Consider the following 17,155-nt stretch of genomic DNA (forward strand, 5'->3'; position numbering starts at 1 on the left):
CGAACTTCCCCCACAGCAAGGAGCTCTGCGTGTTCAAGCGCATCGCGATCGTGAACCGAGGCGAGGCCGGCATGCGCCTCATCAATGCCGTTCGAGACCTCAGTGCCGAGACCGGCGAAACGGTCGAGGTCGTCGCCCTGCACACCGATGTGGACCGCACCTCCACCTATGTCCGGGAAGCCGACATCGCCTACGACCTCGGTCCGGCAGCAGCACGCCCGTACCTCAACATGGAGATCCTCGAGCGCGCGCTCGTCGAATCCGGCGCCGACGCGGCGTGGGTCGGCTGGGGTTTCGTCGCCGAGGATCCGGCGTTCGCCGAACTCTGCGACCGCATCGGGATCACGTTCATCGGCCCGTCGGCCGACGCCATGCGCAAACTCGGCGACAAGATCGGCGCCAAGCTGATCGCCGAGGAAGTCGGAGTGCCGGTCGCGCCGTGGAGCCGCGGACCGGTCAGCGACGTCGAGGAGGCCAAGGAGGCCGCCGCCAACATCGGCTATCCACTCATGTTGAAGGCGACCGCGGGCGGCGGCGGACGCGGCATCCGCAAGGTGTCCGACGACAGCGAACTCGTCGACGCCTACCAGCGCACCCGTGAAGAGGCCGAACGTGCTTTCGGCAGCGGCATCGTCTTCCTGGAACGACTCGTCACCGGTGCGCGCCACGTCGAGGTCCAGGTGATCGCCGACGGCCAGGGCACAGCGTGGGCCCTCGGCGTCCGCGACTGTTCGGTGCAGCGACGCAATCAGAAGGTCATCGAAGAGTCGTCGTCGCCCGTCCTGTCCGCCGAGCAGGCCGACGAGGTCAAGGCGTCGGCCGAGCGGTTGGCGAACGCCGTCGGCTACCGCGGCGCCGCGACCGTCGAATTCCTGTACCACCCGGGCGAGAAGTTGTTCGCCTTCCTCGAGGTCAACACCCGTCTGCAGGTGGAGCACCCGATCACCGAGTTGACCAACAGCTTCGACCTGGTGCGCGCGCAACTGCATGTGGCGTCCGGCAACAAGTTGGACGGCGTCAAACCCGTCGAACGCGGGCACGCCGTCGAAGCCCGCCTTAACGCCGAAGACCCCGACCGCGACTTCGCGCCGTCACCCGGCCGCATCGCTCGCCTCAACCTGCCGACCGGCCCCGGCATCCGCGTCGACACCGGTGTTAGCGAAGGCGACACGATCCCCGCCGACTTCGACTCGATGATCGCGAAGATCATCGCCTACGGCAGCGACCGCGAGCAGGCACTCGGGCGGCTGCGCCGCGCCATGAGTCGCACCGGCGTCATCATCGAGGGTGGCGCCACGAACAAGAGTTTCGTGCTCGAATTGCTCAACCAGCCGGAGGTCATCGACGGTTCGGCCGACACCGGCTGGATCGACCGGGTTCGCGACGAGGGCCGCCTCGTCTCCCATCAGCATTCGACGGTCGCCCTCGCCGCTGCCGCCATCGACGCCTACGAGGAGGAGGAGGCCACCGAGCGGACTCGCCTGCTTGTGACCGCGTCGGGCGGGCGCCCGCAGGTGCTCCACGAAAGTGGACGTCCGCTCGACTTCAAACTGCGCGGCATCGGCTATCGGGTGCGCGTCGCCCGTGTCGGCGCGCACCGCTTCCGCGTCGTCGTCGAGGCAGGCGACGACGCGCGCACCACGGACGTCGACGTCGAGCGGTTCGATGCGCACGCCGGCCAGCTCACCGTGAACGGGGTCCGCTACCGTCTGCTCACCGACACGCACGGCCCGATCCACCTGGTGGACGTCGACGGCGTCACGCACCGCATCAGTCGCGACGAGGGCGGCGTCGTCCGTGCTCCCGCGCCCGCGCTAGTCATCGCGACCCCACTCGACGTCGGTGCCGAAGTCGAGGCAGGCGACCCCGTCCTGGTCCTCGAATCGATGAAGATGGAGACCGTCCTACGCGCGCCGTTCAAGGCTCGCCTCAAAGAGTGCGGCGTGACGGTCGGCGCCCAGGTCGAGACGGGTGCACCGCTGCTGCGCCTCGAACCGATCGAAGACGACTCCGAAGCCGAGGAGACCACGTCGGACGCGGCGGCGCTCGACCTGCCGGAGGACCCCGGCCCCGTCGGCACCGACGAACTGTTCGCCCGCGGCCTGGAGGATCTCCGCAGCCTGCTACTCGGCTTCGACGGCGACCCCGCCGACACCGGCCGCGTCCTCTCCGACTATCTCGCTGCGCGCGAAGCCGCCATCGCGGGCGGGTTCGCGCCGCACGAGGCGGAGACCGAGCTCGTGACCGTGTTCGGCGACATTGCCGCGCTCTCGGAGCAACGACCGTCCGACGAGGTCGGCAACGATGCGCGCGTGCACAGCGCCCGCGAACACTTCCACACCTATCTCCAGAGCCTGGACGTGGACGTCGCCGGCGTCCCCGAGCGGTTTCAGACGAAACTGTCGTACGCGTTGCAGCACTACGGCATCGACGATCTGGAACGCACCCCGGACTTGGAAGAGGCCGTGTTCCGGATCTTCCTCGCACTGGGTCGACCCGGTGACACCGTCCCGGTAGTGACCGCGATCCTGCGCCGCTGGCTGAGCGAGCCCGCACCCGATCATGAGGACAGCGAAGCGACCGGTCGTTCCCTCGAACGCCTCGTGGCCGCCACCCAGGGTCGGCTCCCCGCGGTCGCCAACCTGGCGCGCGGCGTGCTGCACGCCTGGTACGGCCAGCCGCGTCTGCGTCGCACCCGCGACGCCGTCTACAGCCGGGTCCGCGAGCACCTCGCAGTCCTCGACGCCACCCCGACGGTGGCCGACCGCGCCGAGCGCATCGCCGACATGGTTCGCAGCACCGAGCCGCTCGTGTCGATCCTCAGCGAACGACTCGAGCATGACGACCTCGACGACGCCGTGATGCTCGAAGTCCTGACGCGCCGCTACTACGGCAACAAGGGGGTCACGAAGATCGCGTCCCACCGCTCGGGCGGATGCACCTTCGTCGTCGCCGAGCGCGACGGCTCGACGCTGGTCTCGGTCGCTGCGAGCTTCGACGACCTGGCCGCTGCGCTGGAGGGGCTCGTCGAGCTGGCGGGCAAGACGCCGGCTCTCGACGCCGACATCTACCTGCGGTGGGAGGGGCAGCCGGCGTCGTTCGACGAGCGCGCTGCCGCCCTCGACGACGTCATCGGCGCCGGCGCCCTGCCCGAGTCGGTTCACCGGATCACCGCGACCGTCGCAGGCCGCGGCGACGACACGATGCACCATCACTTCACATTCCGCCAGTCGGCGACCGGTCTCACCGAGGATCGACTGATCCGTGGCCTGCACCCGCACATCGCGCGTCGCATGCAGATGGAACGGCTGCGCAAGTTCGAGCTGACGCGACTGTCGTCGTCGGACGACGAAGAGGTGTACCTGTTCCGCGCGGTCGCGACCACCAACCCGGCCGACGACCGGCTGATCGCGTTCACCCAGATCCGCGACCTGACCGCTGTGGCCGACGACGGTGAACTGCTGACCCTGCCGACCGCGGAGACCACGTTCGCGACATGTGTGGACGCGATCCGCGGCGCACAGACCCAACGCCCGTCGAACAAGCGGTTCAACACCAACCGCATCGTCATGTACATCTGGCCGTCCATCGACGTGTCCGACAACACGCTGCGCCGCATCGTCGAGCACACCGTGGACGCGACGTCGGTCGAGGGTGCAGGCCTGGAAGAGGTCCTGCTCATCGGACGTCAGCGCGACAAGAAGACTGGTGTGCTGTCGAAGGTCGCCGTGCGGATCACGTTCGATCCGACGGGGAAGCCGTCGGTCGAGGTCGGCGTGCCGGACGACGAGCCGGTGGAACCGCTCGACGAGTACCGCCAGAAGGTGTTGAAGGCCGCCAGCCGCGGCACCGTGTACCCGTACGAGCTGGTCGATCGGCTCGGCGACTTCACCGAATACGACCTCGTCGACGACCTCCTGGTCCCCGTCGATCGGCCGAAGGGCAGCAACACTGCGGCCGTCGTCGTCGGTGTCGTGAGCACGCCGACCGACAAACATCCAGAGGGCGTGCAGCGGGTGGTCATGCTCGGCGATCCGACGAAGGCCCTCGGAGCCTTGACCGAACCGGAGTGCCGCCGCTATTCGGCTGCGCTCGATCTCGCCGAGGAGCGCAAGCTACCCGTCGAGTGGTACGCGCTGTCGTCCGGCGCCGCGGTACGCATGGACTCGGGCACCGAGAACCTCGACTGGGTGGCCGCGACGCTCAAGCGCATCGTCGAGTTCACTCAGGACGGCGGCGAGATCAACATCGTCGTCAGCGGCATCAACGTCGGCGGGCAGGCGTACTGGAACGCCGAAGCGACGATGCTGATGCACACGAAGGGCATCCTGGTGATGACCCCGGACTCCTCGATGGTGTTGACCGGCAAGCAGGCCCTGGACTTCTCCGGCGGCGTGTCGGCCGAGGACAACTTCGGCATCGGCGGCTATGACCGGGTGATGGGACCGAACGGCGAAGCGCAGTACTGGGCGCCCGACTTGAACTCGGCGATCGACATCGTGATGAGCCACTACGACCACACCTATGTGGCTCCCGGCGAGGATTCCCCGCGTGCGGCCGCGTCGTCTGACCCGATCGACCGGGACATCTCCGACTTCCCGCATGAGTCCGAAGGCAGCGAGTTCGCGACAGTCGGCGAGATCTTCTCGGCGACTGCCAACCCGGATCGGAAGAAGCCGTTCGACATCCGCTCGGTGATGCGCGCCGTCGCCGACCAGGATCTGCCTGCTTTCGAGCGGTGGGCTGGCATGGGCGACGCCGACACCGTCGTCGTGCAGGACACGCACATGGGTGGCCGCGCCGTCACCCTGATCGGCATCGAGTCGACGCCGATCAACCGCCGCGGATTCCTGCCGACCGACGGCCCGGACACCTTCAGTGCGGGAACGCTGTTCCCGCAGTCGTCGAAGAAGGCCGCCCGCGCGATCAACGCCGCCAGCGGAAACCGCCCGGTGGTCGTCCTGGCGAACCTGTCCGGCTTCGACGGTTCCCCGGAGTCACTGCGCAAGCTGCAGCTGGAATACGGCGCCGAGATCGGCCGCGCGATCATCAACTTCGACGGTCCGATCGTCTTCTGCGTCATTTCCCGCTACCACGGCGGCGCGTTCGTCGTCTTCTCGAAGGCGCTGAACCCGAACATGACGGTTCTGGCGATCGACGGGTCGTTCGCGTCCGTCCTCGGCGGAGCCCCCGCCGCGGCGGTCGTGTTCGCCGGTGAGGTCGGCGTGCGGACTGCGAAGGACCCGCGGGTCCAAGAGCTCGTCGCGCAGGCGGCCGACGCGTCGGGCGCCGAGCGTGCGGAGTTGAGCGCCGAACTCGACGAGCTGCGCGCATCCGTGCGGGCCGAGAAGATCTCCGAGATGGCCGCCGAGTTCGACGGCGTCCACGACATCCACCGCGCGGTGCGTGTCGGCTCGGTCGATGCGGTGATCGCCGCAGCCGAACTCCGTCCCCGGATCATCGACGCCTTCGCGAAGTAGGTACCACCGCCGAATCGCGTTGCACAACGGTTGCCTGGCGACCGTTGTGCAACGCGATTCCGGCCCGACTACCGGGCGGCCCCGGCCAAGGCGGCGCCCCAGGACTGCATCGGCAGCCTGATCGACTCTCGTTCGAACTCTCCGAGTACCCGGCTGCGCAGATGGCGCTGCACACCCCACTGCGCACCAGGCTTCGTGGTCACCGTCATGCGCAGCATCGCGTGGGACGACGTGACCTCTTGGACGCCGAGCATCTCGGGTTCGCCGAGGACCTCCTCGACGATCTCGGCGTCGCGCGCAGCACGCAGCGCCGCACTCAGCGCGACGTCCTGCGCCCGCTCGAGGTCTGCGTCGACGGCGACAGGGACTTCCAGGCGGGCGACGGCGAAGTCCTGACTCATGTTGCCGACCCGCTGGATCTCGCCGTTGCGGATGTACCAGAGCGTGCCGTCCATGTCGCGCACAGTCGTGATGCGGAGGCCGACGGATTCGATCTCGCCGATGACCTCACCGAAGTCGGCGATGTCGCCGACCCCGTACTGGTCCTCCATCATCATGAACACACCGGACACGACATCGGCCACCAGGTGCTGAGCGCCGAAACCGATGGCGAGTCCGAGAATGCCGGCCGACGCGATGAACGGAGCGATGTTCACGTCCAGCTCGGACAGGATCGACAAGACCAGCCAGACGAGGATGACGACCGACACAGTCGATTTGAGGACCGAGCCGATCGTCTTGGCGCGCTGCGCGCGGCGTGCGTTCGCCTTCGGGCTGCTGCGCGCCCCGGTCCGCTCCCGTAAGCCGCGGACGAGGCGTTTGCCACCGTCGTCCCGCGACGCGCGCGGCTTCGTCACGCGGTCGATCACACGGAACAACAGCCATCGCACCACGAGCGCGGCGACGATGAAGCAGACGATCCTGATCGGCGTCTCGATCAGCCACGTTCGGTTGGTGTCCGTCCATTCGAATGCGAGCGATTGAGTAGTCATGGTGTCGACCGTACGTACGACACCGTCACGTGTGCAGGTCCCCGATGAGTCGCCGGACCTCGCGCACCGCGATGACCATGGCGAACGCTGCGAAGATGATCGACAACACTGCGGCGTCGACGGCGAGCGCGCACAGCACGCCGACCGCCGCCCCCGGAAGCGCCCCGAGATTCAGAATCGTCGCCAGCCTGCGGTCGACTGTGCCCTGCCGCATGTGCCCGTAAGTCCCGACGATCGCGTTCGGGAAGAACATCAGCAGCGACGTGCCTTCCGCCGTCGGTAGGTCGGAGCCGAAGAACAGCATCAGGACGGGAACGGCGAGGAGACCGCCGCCCAACCCCATACCGGCGGCCCACGCACCGATCACCGCACCGAACGCCAGCGACACCGGGATCGTGTACGCGAGATTCGCGATCATCTCGTCGGAGATGAGAGCCGACCCCGACGACAATCCCAGACCCGTCGCATCGAGGATGAGTTTGACCCCAGTAGCCACGAGGATCGCGACGAACAGCCAACGCAGCGGACGCTGCGGGACCGCGACGACCAGTCGAGCGCCGAACAGTCCGCCGACGGTCGCACCGAGCGCCATCCCCGCCCCTGCGCGCAGGTCGACCGATCCGCCGATTGCAGCGAACACCGCCGCACCGACGCCGGTGACCGCGATGTTCGCTGCTCCCGCCGTGCCGTGCAGCGCGTGCCGAGACAGCGTCGTCGTGCGTTCGAGCGCCGGTACGTAGAACACGCCACTGCCACCGCCGAGGAGTCCTCCGATCGCTCCGCCGGTGAATCCGATGCCCGCCTCGACGCCTGTCCATTCCGCATTCTTCACGGCGAAACAGTAGCACTTGTCTGAGGAGTAGTTCTCAGCTTGTCTGAGTAGTTGCCTCGCTCAACCTGCGGTGAGCCGACGGCGGTCCAGCAACGCGAGCTGCAAGGCGCTCAACAAACGCTCGGCCGGGTCGTCCAGATTGAGTCCGGACACCTGACGGGCTCGGTCGACGCGGTAGCGGAGTGTGTTCGGGTGGACGCCGATCCGGTTCGCCGCATCGCGGACGTTGCCGTGGGCGTCGAGGTAGGCGCGAACGCTCTCCTCCAGGTGCGCAGTGCGTTGGGTGTCGTACGCGACCATGGCGGTCACCCTGGGGTCGACGAGTTGGTCGCGGTCGACGAGCGCGTCGAGGATCTCGCCGAGCAGTACCGCGGTGCGCGCCTGGGCGAGCGTCGTCACCCGATCGGCTCCGCCCACGCGGGTCGCGGCGAACACGCGATCGACCTCGCGGCGAGCCCGGGCGACCTCGGCCAGCCCGTCGACCGGGAATACGACGGTCGCGTGCAGGCGGCCGCCGCCCAACACCGGGTCGCCGTCGAACCGGGCGACCAGCTGACCGACCCAGCGGGTGATCGGCGCGACGTCGGCGGCGGGCACCAGGATGTACGCGCGCTCGGCGATCAACGTGGTGAGCGCCGACGTCGCGTACGCGCTCGCGTGCAGCCGAACGGCTCCGCCGACGGCGGCGATCGCGTCGGTGGGCGTGAGCGACCCGCCCTCCGCGGCGATACCGATCACCGCCGCGCGCTCGGTCACCGGCCACCCGAGATATGCGCCGGCCGACGATGCGTCGACCCCGCCGTGCTCGCCGAAGAGTCGCTGCAGCAGTTGAGCTTCCGCCGACGGCGCCGCCATCGACCGGGTCAGGATCCGTGACGCGACCGACGCGGCGCCGGTCAGCACGTCGACCGAGTCCGCGACCAACGCGGTCGCGCCTTCCTGGACCCAGATCGAGCCGAGATGCCGACCGGTGGCGCTGTGCACGCCGATCACGAGCCGCCGCCGCATCGCGTGCTCGGCGTCAGCGGGCACGTCGACCACTTCTCCCCCGCGACGGATCGCGTCGAAGACACCCCACCTGCGCAGCAGTGCGAGGTAGCTCGGCGGGCCCTCCCGCCCGAGGATCGTCTGCACACGCAGATCGTCGGCCTCTCCGTTGGACGGCGAGTAGGCCAGGACCCGCGCACTCGTCGCGTCCTCGATCGACACCAGCCCGCCCGTCCCGCGCGCCACCAGGCCGACGAGCCCGATCAGATCGACGTCGGCGAGCACGTCCGGATCTCCGGGGTGCCCGGCGGCCTCGCGCCCACGGTGCAGGTCGGCCTGCACCAGGCTCAGGATCCGGTCCCACCGCGCTCGCGCGTGGACGCCGACGACGGCGACACCCGACTCGTCGACGATCGGCTGCGCCTCGGCCGGCCCCGTGAACGCCTTCGTGAGGATCGCGCGCGGCAGACGGCCCCGGTGCTCGCGCAGCAGCCACTCGCGCATCCGATCGCCGTCGACCCCCACGAGGACGATGAGATCGGTCGACGCATCGGCTCCCGCCGCCACATCGTCTGCGTCGAGCAGCGCGACATCGGCGACCACGACGCCATCGGCCCCGGTCACCGCCCAGTCGACGGCGGTGTCGAGGGCATCGATCACATCACCCAACGGGGCTCCCTGAAATTCCGGCATGCTCACATCCTGACAGCACCTTCAGAGATTCGAACAACGAATAGACGTCGTTGTTGTGAGAATGCACGAGGCGGGTCGGCGGCTCGCAGACTGTACTGGCAGACATGACCACTGCGCACGACTCCCACCACGACACGTCCGCGACGGACGCCGCCGAGCCGGCGACTCTCGCCGACCTCGCAGTCCGGGCCGACCATCTGGTCACCCGGTGGCTCACCGACGCCGCTTCTCGGGGCGACCGCCCGGATGCCTCCGCACGACGCCTGGCCGCGGTCCTGTCCGACCCGAAGGGCCTCGACTTCACCGTCGGCTTCGTCGACCGCGTCATCGGCACCGAGGACACCGCAGCCGCGGGAGCTGCGCTCGCCGAGATCGTCGCCGACGCACCTGATTCGCTCGGCGCACTCGACCTGCTGCAACTGCGCGCCGGCGCAGCCCTCTCCCAGCGGATCCCGAAGGTCGTGATCCCCATCGCCCGCGCACGTATGCGCGCGATGGTCGGCCACATGATCGTCGACGCCCGCGAGAAGCCGTTCGCGAAGGCGGTCACGACCTTGCGCGCAGGCGACCACCGCCTCAACGTCAATCCCCTCGGCGAAGCCGTTCTCGGCGACGCCGAAGCCGACAACCATCTCGCCGACGCGCGGGCGCTGTTGCGTCGCGACGACGTCGACTACGTGTCGATCAAAGTCTCGTCGATCGCGTCCCAGATCTCGATGTGGGCGTTCGACGAGACGGTCGACTACGTCGTCGAGCGGCTGGCGCCGATGTACACCGAGGCCGCAGCGGCACCTGCCGGCAGCAAGTTCATCAACCTCGACATGGAGGAGTACCGCGATCTGGAACTGACGATCGCCGTGTTCACCCGCCTCCTGTCGCGGCCTGAGCTGCATGACTACGAGGCGGGCATCGTCCTGCAGGCCTATCTGCCCGATGCGCTCGGCGCGATGCAGCGTCTGGCCGCGTTCGGCGCGGAACGGGTAGCAACGGGCGGTGCGGGCATCAAGGTCCGCTTGGTCAAGGGCGCGAACCTGGCGATGGAGACCGTCCACGCGGAGGTTGCGGGCTGGCCGACGGCGACATGCGAGTCGAAGGCTGCGACGGATGCCAACTACAAACTCGTCCTGCACTGGGTGTGCACGCGTGAGCGGACGGCAGGACTTCGGCTCGGCGTCGCCGGACACAACCTCTTCGACATCGCGTTCGCCCACCTGCTCGCCGATTCGCGGGGCGTAAGCGACCGCGTGGAGTTCGAGATGCTGCAGGGCATGGCCACCGAGCAGGCCGAGGTGGTGAGCCTCGACGTCGGACGTCTGCTGCTGTACGTGCCGACCGTCAAGCCCACCGAGTTCGACGTCGCGATCTCGTATCTGGTTCGCCGACTCGAGGAGAACGCCGCGTCGGAGAACTTCATGTCCGGCATCTTCGATCTCGCGCCGGACAGCGACGTCCACCGACGCGAGGCCGGCCGGTTCACCACTGCCGTCCACGGGTTGCAGCGCCTGCTCGACGAGCGCGGCGAGCAGCCGCCGCTGCCCAATCACCGCCAGGACCGCGCGGCCGAGGAGTCCGCAGCCGAACGCCCGTCGCTGCCGTTCTCCGGCACGCTCCCCTCGTTCACGAATGAGCCCGATACCGATCCGTCGCTGTACGCGAACCAGGCGTGGGCGCGAGCGGCGATCGCCCGCAGCGCGGCGCCGGGGTGGCTCGACGCGCAGAGTGTTCCGCCGACGCTGGCCGCATCCGACGTCGACGACCTCGTCGGACGGGCCCGCACTGCGGCGGTCGCCTGGTCTGCCCGGCCCGCCGCCGAGCGCGCGGCGATCCTGTATCGCGCCGCCGACCTGCTGTCGCGTCGTCGGGGCCACCTCGTGTCGATCGCCGCCGCGGAGGCAGGCAAGTCGGTCGCGCAATCAGATCCGGAGATCTCCGAGGCCATCGATTTCGCCCGCTACTACGCGCACCGGGCGCTCGAACTCGACCGGATCGACGGGGCAAGATTCACCCCCGACCGCGTGATCGTGGTGACGCCGCCGTGGAACTTCCCCCTCGCCATCCCCGCGGGTGGGACGTTCGCCGCTCTCGCGGTCGGTGCAGCGGTGATCCACAAACCGGCGGCACCCACCCCCCGGTGCTCGATGGCGGTGCTGGAAGCACTGTGGGACGCCGGAGTTCCGCGCGAGGCATGTCTCGGTGTGTTCCCGGACGAGGGCGACGCCGGCCGCGCTCTCATCAGTCACCCGGACGTCGACCGCGTCATCTTGACGGGCGCGTCGGACACGGCGGCACTGTTCGCGTCCTGGCGGACGGACCTGCGGATCAACGCGGAGACATCCGGCAAGAACGCCATGATCGTCACCCCGTCGGCGGATCGCGACTTGGCGATCGCCGATCTCGTGCACAGTGCGTTCGGTCATGCCGGGCAGAAGTGCTCGGCTGCGTCGCTCGGCATTCTCGTCGGCAGTACCTACTCGTCGACGCGGTTCCGCAGGCAATTGATCGACGCTGCCTCGTCGATGGTCGTCGGATGGCCGACCGACCTGGCCGCCACCGTCGGACCGTTGACCGAGCCGCCGAGCGAGAAGCTGCGCCGCGCCCTCACCACATTGGAGCCGGGCGAATCCTGGCTGTTGAAGCCGCGGATGCTCGACGACTCCGGCCGACTCTGGTCGCCCGGCATCAAGGACGGCGTGGCGCCGGGATCGTTCTTCCATCTCACCGAATGCTTCGGCCCGGTCCTCGGGTTGATGCGCGCAGACGACCTCACCGAGGCACTCGCGCTGCAGAACGCCACCGACTTCGGGCTCACCGCGGGACTCCACTCGCTCGACACTGCCGAGGTCCGAACCTGGCTCGCGGAGGTCAATGCGGGCAACGTCTACGTCAACCGCGGCATCACCGGGGCCATCGTGCGCCGCCAGTCGTTCGGCGGCTGGAAGCGCTCGTCGGTCGGGCTGGGTTCCAAGGCGGGCGGGCCGAACTATCTGATGCTGTTGGGGTCCTGGGCCGATGCCCCGGCAAGCGAGACGGATGCCTCGACGGACGCAGCGGTCTCGGCACCGCGTACACCGGCGGTCGCCTCGCTGGCCCGGTCGGTTGCGTCCTGCCTCACCGACGCCGAGAAGCAGTGGTTGGCGCACGCGCTCGCCGACGACGACCGCGCCTGGGCCGCAGAGTTCGGCGCCGGCCGTGACGAGTCCGGGCTGGCGGCGGAGGCGAACGTGTTCCGCTACCGACCCGCGGACCTCGTCCTGCGCGTGTCCGCCGACGCGGGTCCCGCGCCGACCGCCCGGCTACTCGCGGCCGCGGCGACGTCGGGCGCACGAGTACGGGTCAGCGTGTCACCGGACGTCGGGTCGGCGACCGCACAGGTCGTGGGTGTCGCGACATCGCAGGGCATACCGGCGGCGTCGGCCTCCGACACGGACTTCGCCGCTTCGATCAGGACTATCGGCGCGCCGCGGATCCGGCTCGTCGGTTCGGCGCCCGCCGCGGTCCTGGCTGCAGCCGCGGCACGGCCGGACGTCGCACTGCTCGACGACGCAGTCACCTCGTCGGGGCGGGTCGAGCTACGGTACTGGCTCAACGAACAGGCGGTGTCGATGACGTTGCACCGGTTCGGGAATCCGAACCGGCCGTTCCACCTGCTCGCAACCGAGCTGACGACGCCCCGATGACGCTCCCCGCCTGACGCTTCGTGCACGCGAACGAATATCGTCGAACCGATTCGTTCGGATCCACATTAGTGACGCGTGCGCGGGGCGGCAGAATTCCCGAGGTACGAGATGTGGATCACATACGCCCAGTCGTGTGGTCGGATGGCAGACAGGTGATCGCATCCACGTCTTCGACCAACACCAGAGGGAGCCCCGATGTCAGTAGCGTCCGACGGCAGAGCGTTTCAGATCTTCGCCGTCGTCCTGTACTTCGCGGCGATGCTCGGCATCGGGTACTACGCGTACCGCAAGACCAAGAACGACCTCGACGGGTACATGCTCGCCGATCGCGGGCTCAAACCGTGGATCGCCGCGCTGAGCGCGGGTGCCTCCGACATGTCCGGATGGCTACTGATGGGTCTGCCCGGCGCGATGTACCTGTCGGGGCTCTCCGAAGCGTGGATCATGATCGGTCTGCTGATCGGCGCGTGGACCAACTGGAAGATCACCGCGCCACGGCTGCGCGCGTACACCGAGGTGGCCGGTGACGCGATCACCATCCCGAGCTTCTTCGAGACGCGCCTGCGCGACTCGTCGCGCATCCTGCGCATCACCTGCGGCGTCATCATCCTCGTGTTCTTCACCTTCTACGTCTCCAGTGGAATGGTCGCGTCCGGCAAGTTCTTCGACAGCGCGTTCGGCATCGACTACACGGTCGGCATGTTGATCGTCGCCGGCGTGACGATGCTCTACACGCTGTTCGGCGGGTTCCTCGGCGCGTCGTTGACCGACGTCGCGCAGGGCGTACTGGTGGTCATCGCGCTCCTGGCGGTGCCGATCATCGGCGTCATCAACCTGGGCGGCGTCGGCGCGACGATCGACGGGGTCCGCGCGGTCGATCCCGACGATCTGAGCTTCTTCGCAGGCAGTTCGGCCATCGCAATCATCTCGTCGGCGGCATGGGGTCTCGGCTACTTCGGGCAACCGCACATCATCGTGCGCTTCATGGCGCTGCGCTCGCCCGCCGAGGCGGGCACCGCCCGGCGCATCGGCATCGCCTGGATGTTCGCCTGCGCGCTCGGCGCCGTCGGCACAGCCCTGGTCGGCATCGCCTACTTCGCCGAACACACCACGGAGGCTCCCGAGGACTCCGAGACCGTCTTCCTCGCGCTGTCCCAGATCCTGTTCCACCCGTTCATCGCGGGCCTCGTCCTGGCCGCTGTGCTCGCCGCGATCATGTCGACCATCTCGTCGCAGTTGATCGTCTGCTCGTCTGCGCTGATCGAAGACCTGTACAAGCTGGTCGCGGCGAAGACCGGTCGACGTGAACTCAGCGACACCACGTACGTCCGCCTCGGCCGTCTCGGCGTCCTCGCGATCGCTGTGATCGCCGCCGTTCTCGCGATCTCGCCGTCCAACAGCATCCTCGACCTCGTCGCGTTCGCGTGGGCGGGCTTCGGCGCGGCGTTCGGACCGGCCATCGTGCTCTCGCTGTACTGGCGCCGACTCACCTCGTGGGGCGCACTCGTGGGCATTGTGGTGGGCGCAGTGGTCGCCTACGCGTGGGGCCAGTCGTCGTTGAGCGACGACATGTACGAGATCGTGCCGGGCGTTGCCGCGAGCTTCCTCGCCGCCATCGTCGTCAGCCTGATCACGTACCGGCCGAACCCGGAGATCGACGCCGAGTTCGACGCCGCGAAGCGGTTGGCGAAGACCGGTGGTGTCGGCAAGCCCGGCGATGAGGCCACACCGGTCGACGCCAGGGTTTAACGCACACGATCTCGCGAATGTGGAAAGCGCCGACGCATCGATAGAATCAGCCTCGCAACAGGTTCGCCCGGCGATTCGTCGTTCCGGGCGTCGAAAGAGGGAATCCGGTGAGAATCCGGAGCTGACCCGCAGCGGTATGTCGGAACGACCGCCGTCACATGCACTGGATCCGTGAACCGGTTCTGGGAAGCGACGACCAGTAGGAGCGCACAGCGCACGCCGACAAGCCCGAAGACCTGCCTGTCGTACCGGGCGCGCCGCGCTCGGTGGCTGTCCGCCTCGTGGATCGGGCGATGGCTCCGGTCGGGTGCGAGCATGCTCGCACCCCGATGGAGCGCATCTCCTGTCGGGCGACGGTCGTCACCACTGTTTGCAGGAGAAGAAGCATCCATGTCCGTCGACACGACGACACAGACCACCGCACCGTTCATTGCGACTGTCCCGGGCACCGCCCGTATCGGCGCGAATCGAGAACTCAAACGAGCCGTCGAAGCCTATTGGGCCGGTCGTTCCGACCGCGCCGCTCTCGAAGCCGTCGCCGCCGATCTGCGGGCGACGAGCAGGCGCGCCCTGACCGACTCCGGCATCGACTCGGTTCCGGTCAACACGTTCTCGTACTACGACCAGGTACTCGACACCGCGGTGATGCTCGGTGCGCTGCCACCGCGCGTCGAGGCGATCAGCGATCCGCTCGACCGCTACTTCGCCGCCGCACGCGGCGGCGCCGGCCACAGCGGCCCAGATCACAGCGACACAGACAGCGTCGCACCGCTGGAGATGACCAAGTGGTTCGACACGAACTACCACTACATCGTGCCGGAGATCGGCCCGGACACGTCATTCGTTCTCGACGCGACCAAAGTTCTGGCCGAACTCGCAGAGGCGGCAGCCGACGGGGTGCACGGACGCCCGGTGGTCATCGGCCCGATCACATTCCTCGCGCTGTCGAAGGCCGTCGACGGAGCGGACGCGCCGCTGGCCCGTCTGGACGAGGTCGTCGCGCTGTACGCCGACCTTCTCGGCCGTCTCGCCGAGGCCGGCGCCCAGTGGGTACAGATCGACGAGCCCATCCTGGTGACCGACGCCGTCGAGAACCTCCCGGCACTCGCCGAGAGCGTCTACTCGACGCTGTCTGAGGTGGCGACGCGGCCGTCGATTCTGGTCCAGACGTATTTCGGCGACGCGCGCGAGTCGCTCGCGGCTCTGGCCCGCACCGGTGTGGAAGGCGTCGGCGTCGACGTCGTCGCGGGCGGAGTCGAGAGTGTGAAGTCTGCCGGACTCGGCGACAAGGTCGTCGTCGCCGGTGTCGTCGACGGACGCAATGTGTGGCGCACCGACCTGGACGCCGCCCTCGCGACGCTCGAGTCGCTGCGCGGATCGGTCGGCTCGCTGGCGGTCTCGACGTCGTGCTCCACCCTGCACGTGCCGTACACCCTGGCAGGCGAGGACGGTCTCGATGACGCACTCCGCGGCTGGCTGGCCTTCGCGAGTGAGAAGCATGACGAGGTCGTTGCACTGGCCCGCGCGTACGCGAACGGCCGCGCCGACCAGGACGAGGCGTTCGATGCGGCAGCCACCGCACTGGCGAGCCGCACGAACGACCCGAGACTGCACGTCGACTCGGTCCGCACCCGCCTGGCCGGGCTGTCGTCGGCCGACTGGACGCGTCCGGACTCTGCGGCGCGACGCGCCGTGCAGCACGCGGCGTTGAACCTGCCTGCCCTGGCGACCACGACCATCGGCTCGTACCCGCAGACCACCGACATCCGGAAGGCCCGGCAGGCACTGCGCACCGGAGCCATCGACGACGCCGAGTACACCCGGCGCATGCGGGCCGAGATCGCCGACGTCATCGCACTGCAGGAGACGATCGGGCTCGACGTCCTCGTGCACGGCGAGCCCGAGCGCAACGACATGGTCCAGTACTTCGCCGAGCAGCTCGACGGCTTCTTCGCGACCTCGAATGGCTGGGTCCAGTCGTACGGTTCGCGCTGTGTGCGTCCGCCGATCCTGTTCGGTGACGTCGTCCGCCCGACCCCGATGACGGTCGACTGGACCGCGTACGCCCAATCGTTGACGGCCAAGCCGGTTAAGGGCATGCTCACCGGTCCGGTGACGATCCTCGCGTGGTCGTTCGTGCGCGACGATCAGCCGCTCGCCGAGACCGCGAACCAGGTGGCGTTCGCGATCCGCGACGAGACCATCGACCTCGAGCAGTCGGGGGCGGCGATCATTCAGGTCGACGAGCCCGCGCTGCGTGAGTTGCTACCGCTGCGGGCGGCCGACCGCGCGGCGTATCTGGCGTGGGCGGTCACTGCCTTCCGTCTGTCGACGTCCGGGGTCGCCGACGCCACCCAGATCCACACGCATCTGTGCTATTCGGAGTTTGGCGAGGTGATCGGGGCGATCGCCGACCTCGACGCCGACGTGACGTCGATCGAGGCAGCACGCTCGCACATGGAGGTCCTCGCCGACCTCAACGGGATCGGATTCGCCAACCAGGTGGGGCCGGGCGTCTACGACATCCACTCACCGCGCGTTCCTGCCGCCGACGAGGTCACCGCGTCGCTGCGTGAGGCGCTCTCCGCCGTTCCGGCGGACCGCCTGTGGGTCAACCCCGACTGCGGTCTCAAAACCCGGACCACCGATGAGGTCGCCGAGGCGCTGACCAACATGGTCGCCGCCGCGCACGCCGTGCGCTGACGGCCAGTGACCTCAGATTCCCCGCTCAGCACCGACACCGGC

At 68.5% G+C, this 17,155-nt stretch carries 7 protein-coding genes and 1 riboswitch; of the genes, 4 read left to right on the top strand and 3 right to left on the bottom strand.

Annotated features, from left to right (window positions below; all coding sequences use genetic code 11):
* Positions 1-29 precede the first annotated feature (29 nt).
* Positions 30-5,480, top strand: a complete 5,451-nt coding sequence (locus L5G33_RS17740; RefSeq protein ID WP_236999497.1) for an ATP-binding protein — start codon at positions 30-32, stop codon at positions 5,478-5,480.
* Between the two features lie 68 nt (positions 5,481-5,548).
* Here L5G33_RS17740 and L5G33_RS17745 read toward each other — a convergent pair whose 3' ends face one another.
* Genes L5G33_RS17745 through L5G33_RS17755 form a run of 3 tightly spaced genes read right to left on the bottom strand, consistent with a single transcriptional unit; the run spans position 5,549 to position 8,984 of the window.
* A complete protein-coding gene (locus tag L5G33_RS17745) occupies positions 5,549-6,472 on the bottom strand; it encodes a mechanosensitive ion channel family protein (RefSeq protein ID WP_236999498.1) in 924 nt (307 codons plus the stop codon).
* Between the two features lie 25 nt (positions 6,473-6,497).
* Positions 6,498-7,304 (bottom strand): sulfite exporter TauE/SafE family protein, encoded by an 807-nt coding sequence (locus L5G33_RS19470; RefSeq protein WP_236999499.1) that lies wholly within the window; start codon positions 7,302-7,304, stop codon positions 6,498-6,500.
* A 60-nt stretch (positions 7,305-7,364) separates the two neighbouring features.
* On the bottom strand, positions 7,365-8,984 hold the full coding sequence (locus L5G33_RS17755) for a PucR family transcriptional regulator (RefSeq protein WP_236999500.1): 1,620 nt from the start codon (positions 8,982-8,984) through the stop codon (positions 7,365-7,367).
* 104 nt (positions 8,985-9,088) lie between these two features.
* Here L5G33_RS17755 and L5G33_RS17760 point away from each other — a divergent pair, with 104 nt between their 5' ends.
* From L5G33_RS17760 to metE, 3 genes are all read left to right on the top strand, one after another.
* The gene (locus L5G33_RS17760) at positions 9,089-12,661 is read left to right on the top strand and encodes a proline dehydrogenase family protein (protein WP_236999501.1); all 3,573 of its coding nucleotides are present in this window, start codon (positions 9,089-9,091) and stop codon (positions 12,659-12,661) included.
* Between the two features lie 195 nt (positions 12,662-12,856).
* Positions 12,857-14,410, top strand: coding sequence for a sodium/proline symporter PutP (gene putP, locus L5G33_RS17765; RefSeq protein WP_236999502.1), 1,554 nt, complete (start codon positions 12,857-12,859; stop codon positions 14,408-14,410).
* A 42-nt stretch (positions 14,411-14,452) separates the two neighbouring features.
* Positions 14,453-14,668: riboswitch (cobalamin riboswitch) on the top strand.
* Positions 14,669-14,800: 132 nt separating this feature from the next.
* Positions 14,801-17,113 carry a 5-methyltetrahydropteroyltriglutamate--homocysteine S-methyltransferase gene (gene metE, locus L5G33_RS17770; protein ID WP_236999503.1) on the top strand — a complete coding sequence of 771 codons (2,313 nt, stop codon included), beginning with the start codon at positions 14,801-14,803 and terminating at the stop codon, positions 17,111-17,113.
* Positions 17,114-17,155 lie beyond the last annotated feature (42 nt).

It is taken from the genome of Gordonia liuliyuniae (assembly GCF_021738805.1).
GTDB lineage: Bacteria > Actinomycetota > Actinomycetes > Mycobacteriales > Mycobacteriaceae > Gordonia > Gordonia liuliyuniae.

Bases quoted from the DNA above. Each gene is read 5' to 3' on its own strand.
- L5G33_RS17760 (WP_236999501.1), top strand. From the start codon at position 9,089: ATGACCACTGCGCACGACTCCCACCACGACACGTCCGCGACGGACGCC.
- putP (WP_236999502.1), top strand. From the start codon at position 12,857: ATGTCAGTAGCGTCCGACGGCAGAGCGTTTCAGATCTTCGCCGTCGTC.
- L5G33_RS17745 (WP_236999498.1), bottom strand. From the start codon at position 6,472: ATGACTACTCAATCGCTCGCATTCGAATGGACGGACACCAACCGAACG.
- L5G33_RS17755 (WP_236999500.1), bottom strand. From the start codon at position 8,984: ATGCCGGAATTTCAGGGAGCCCCGTTGGGTGATGTGATCGATGCCCTC.
- metE (WP_236999503.1), top strand. From the start codon at position 14,801: ATGTCCGTCGACACGACGACACAGACCACCGCACCGTTCATTGCGACT.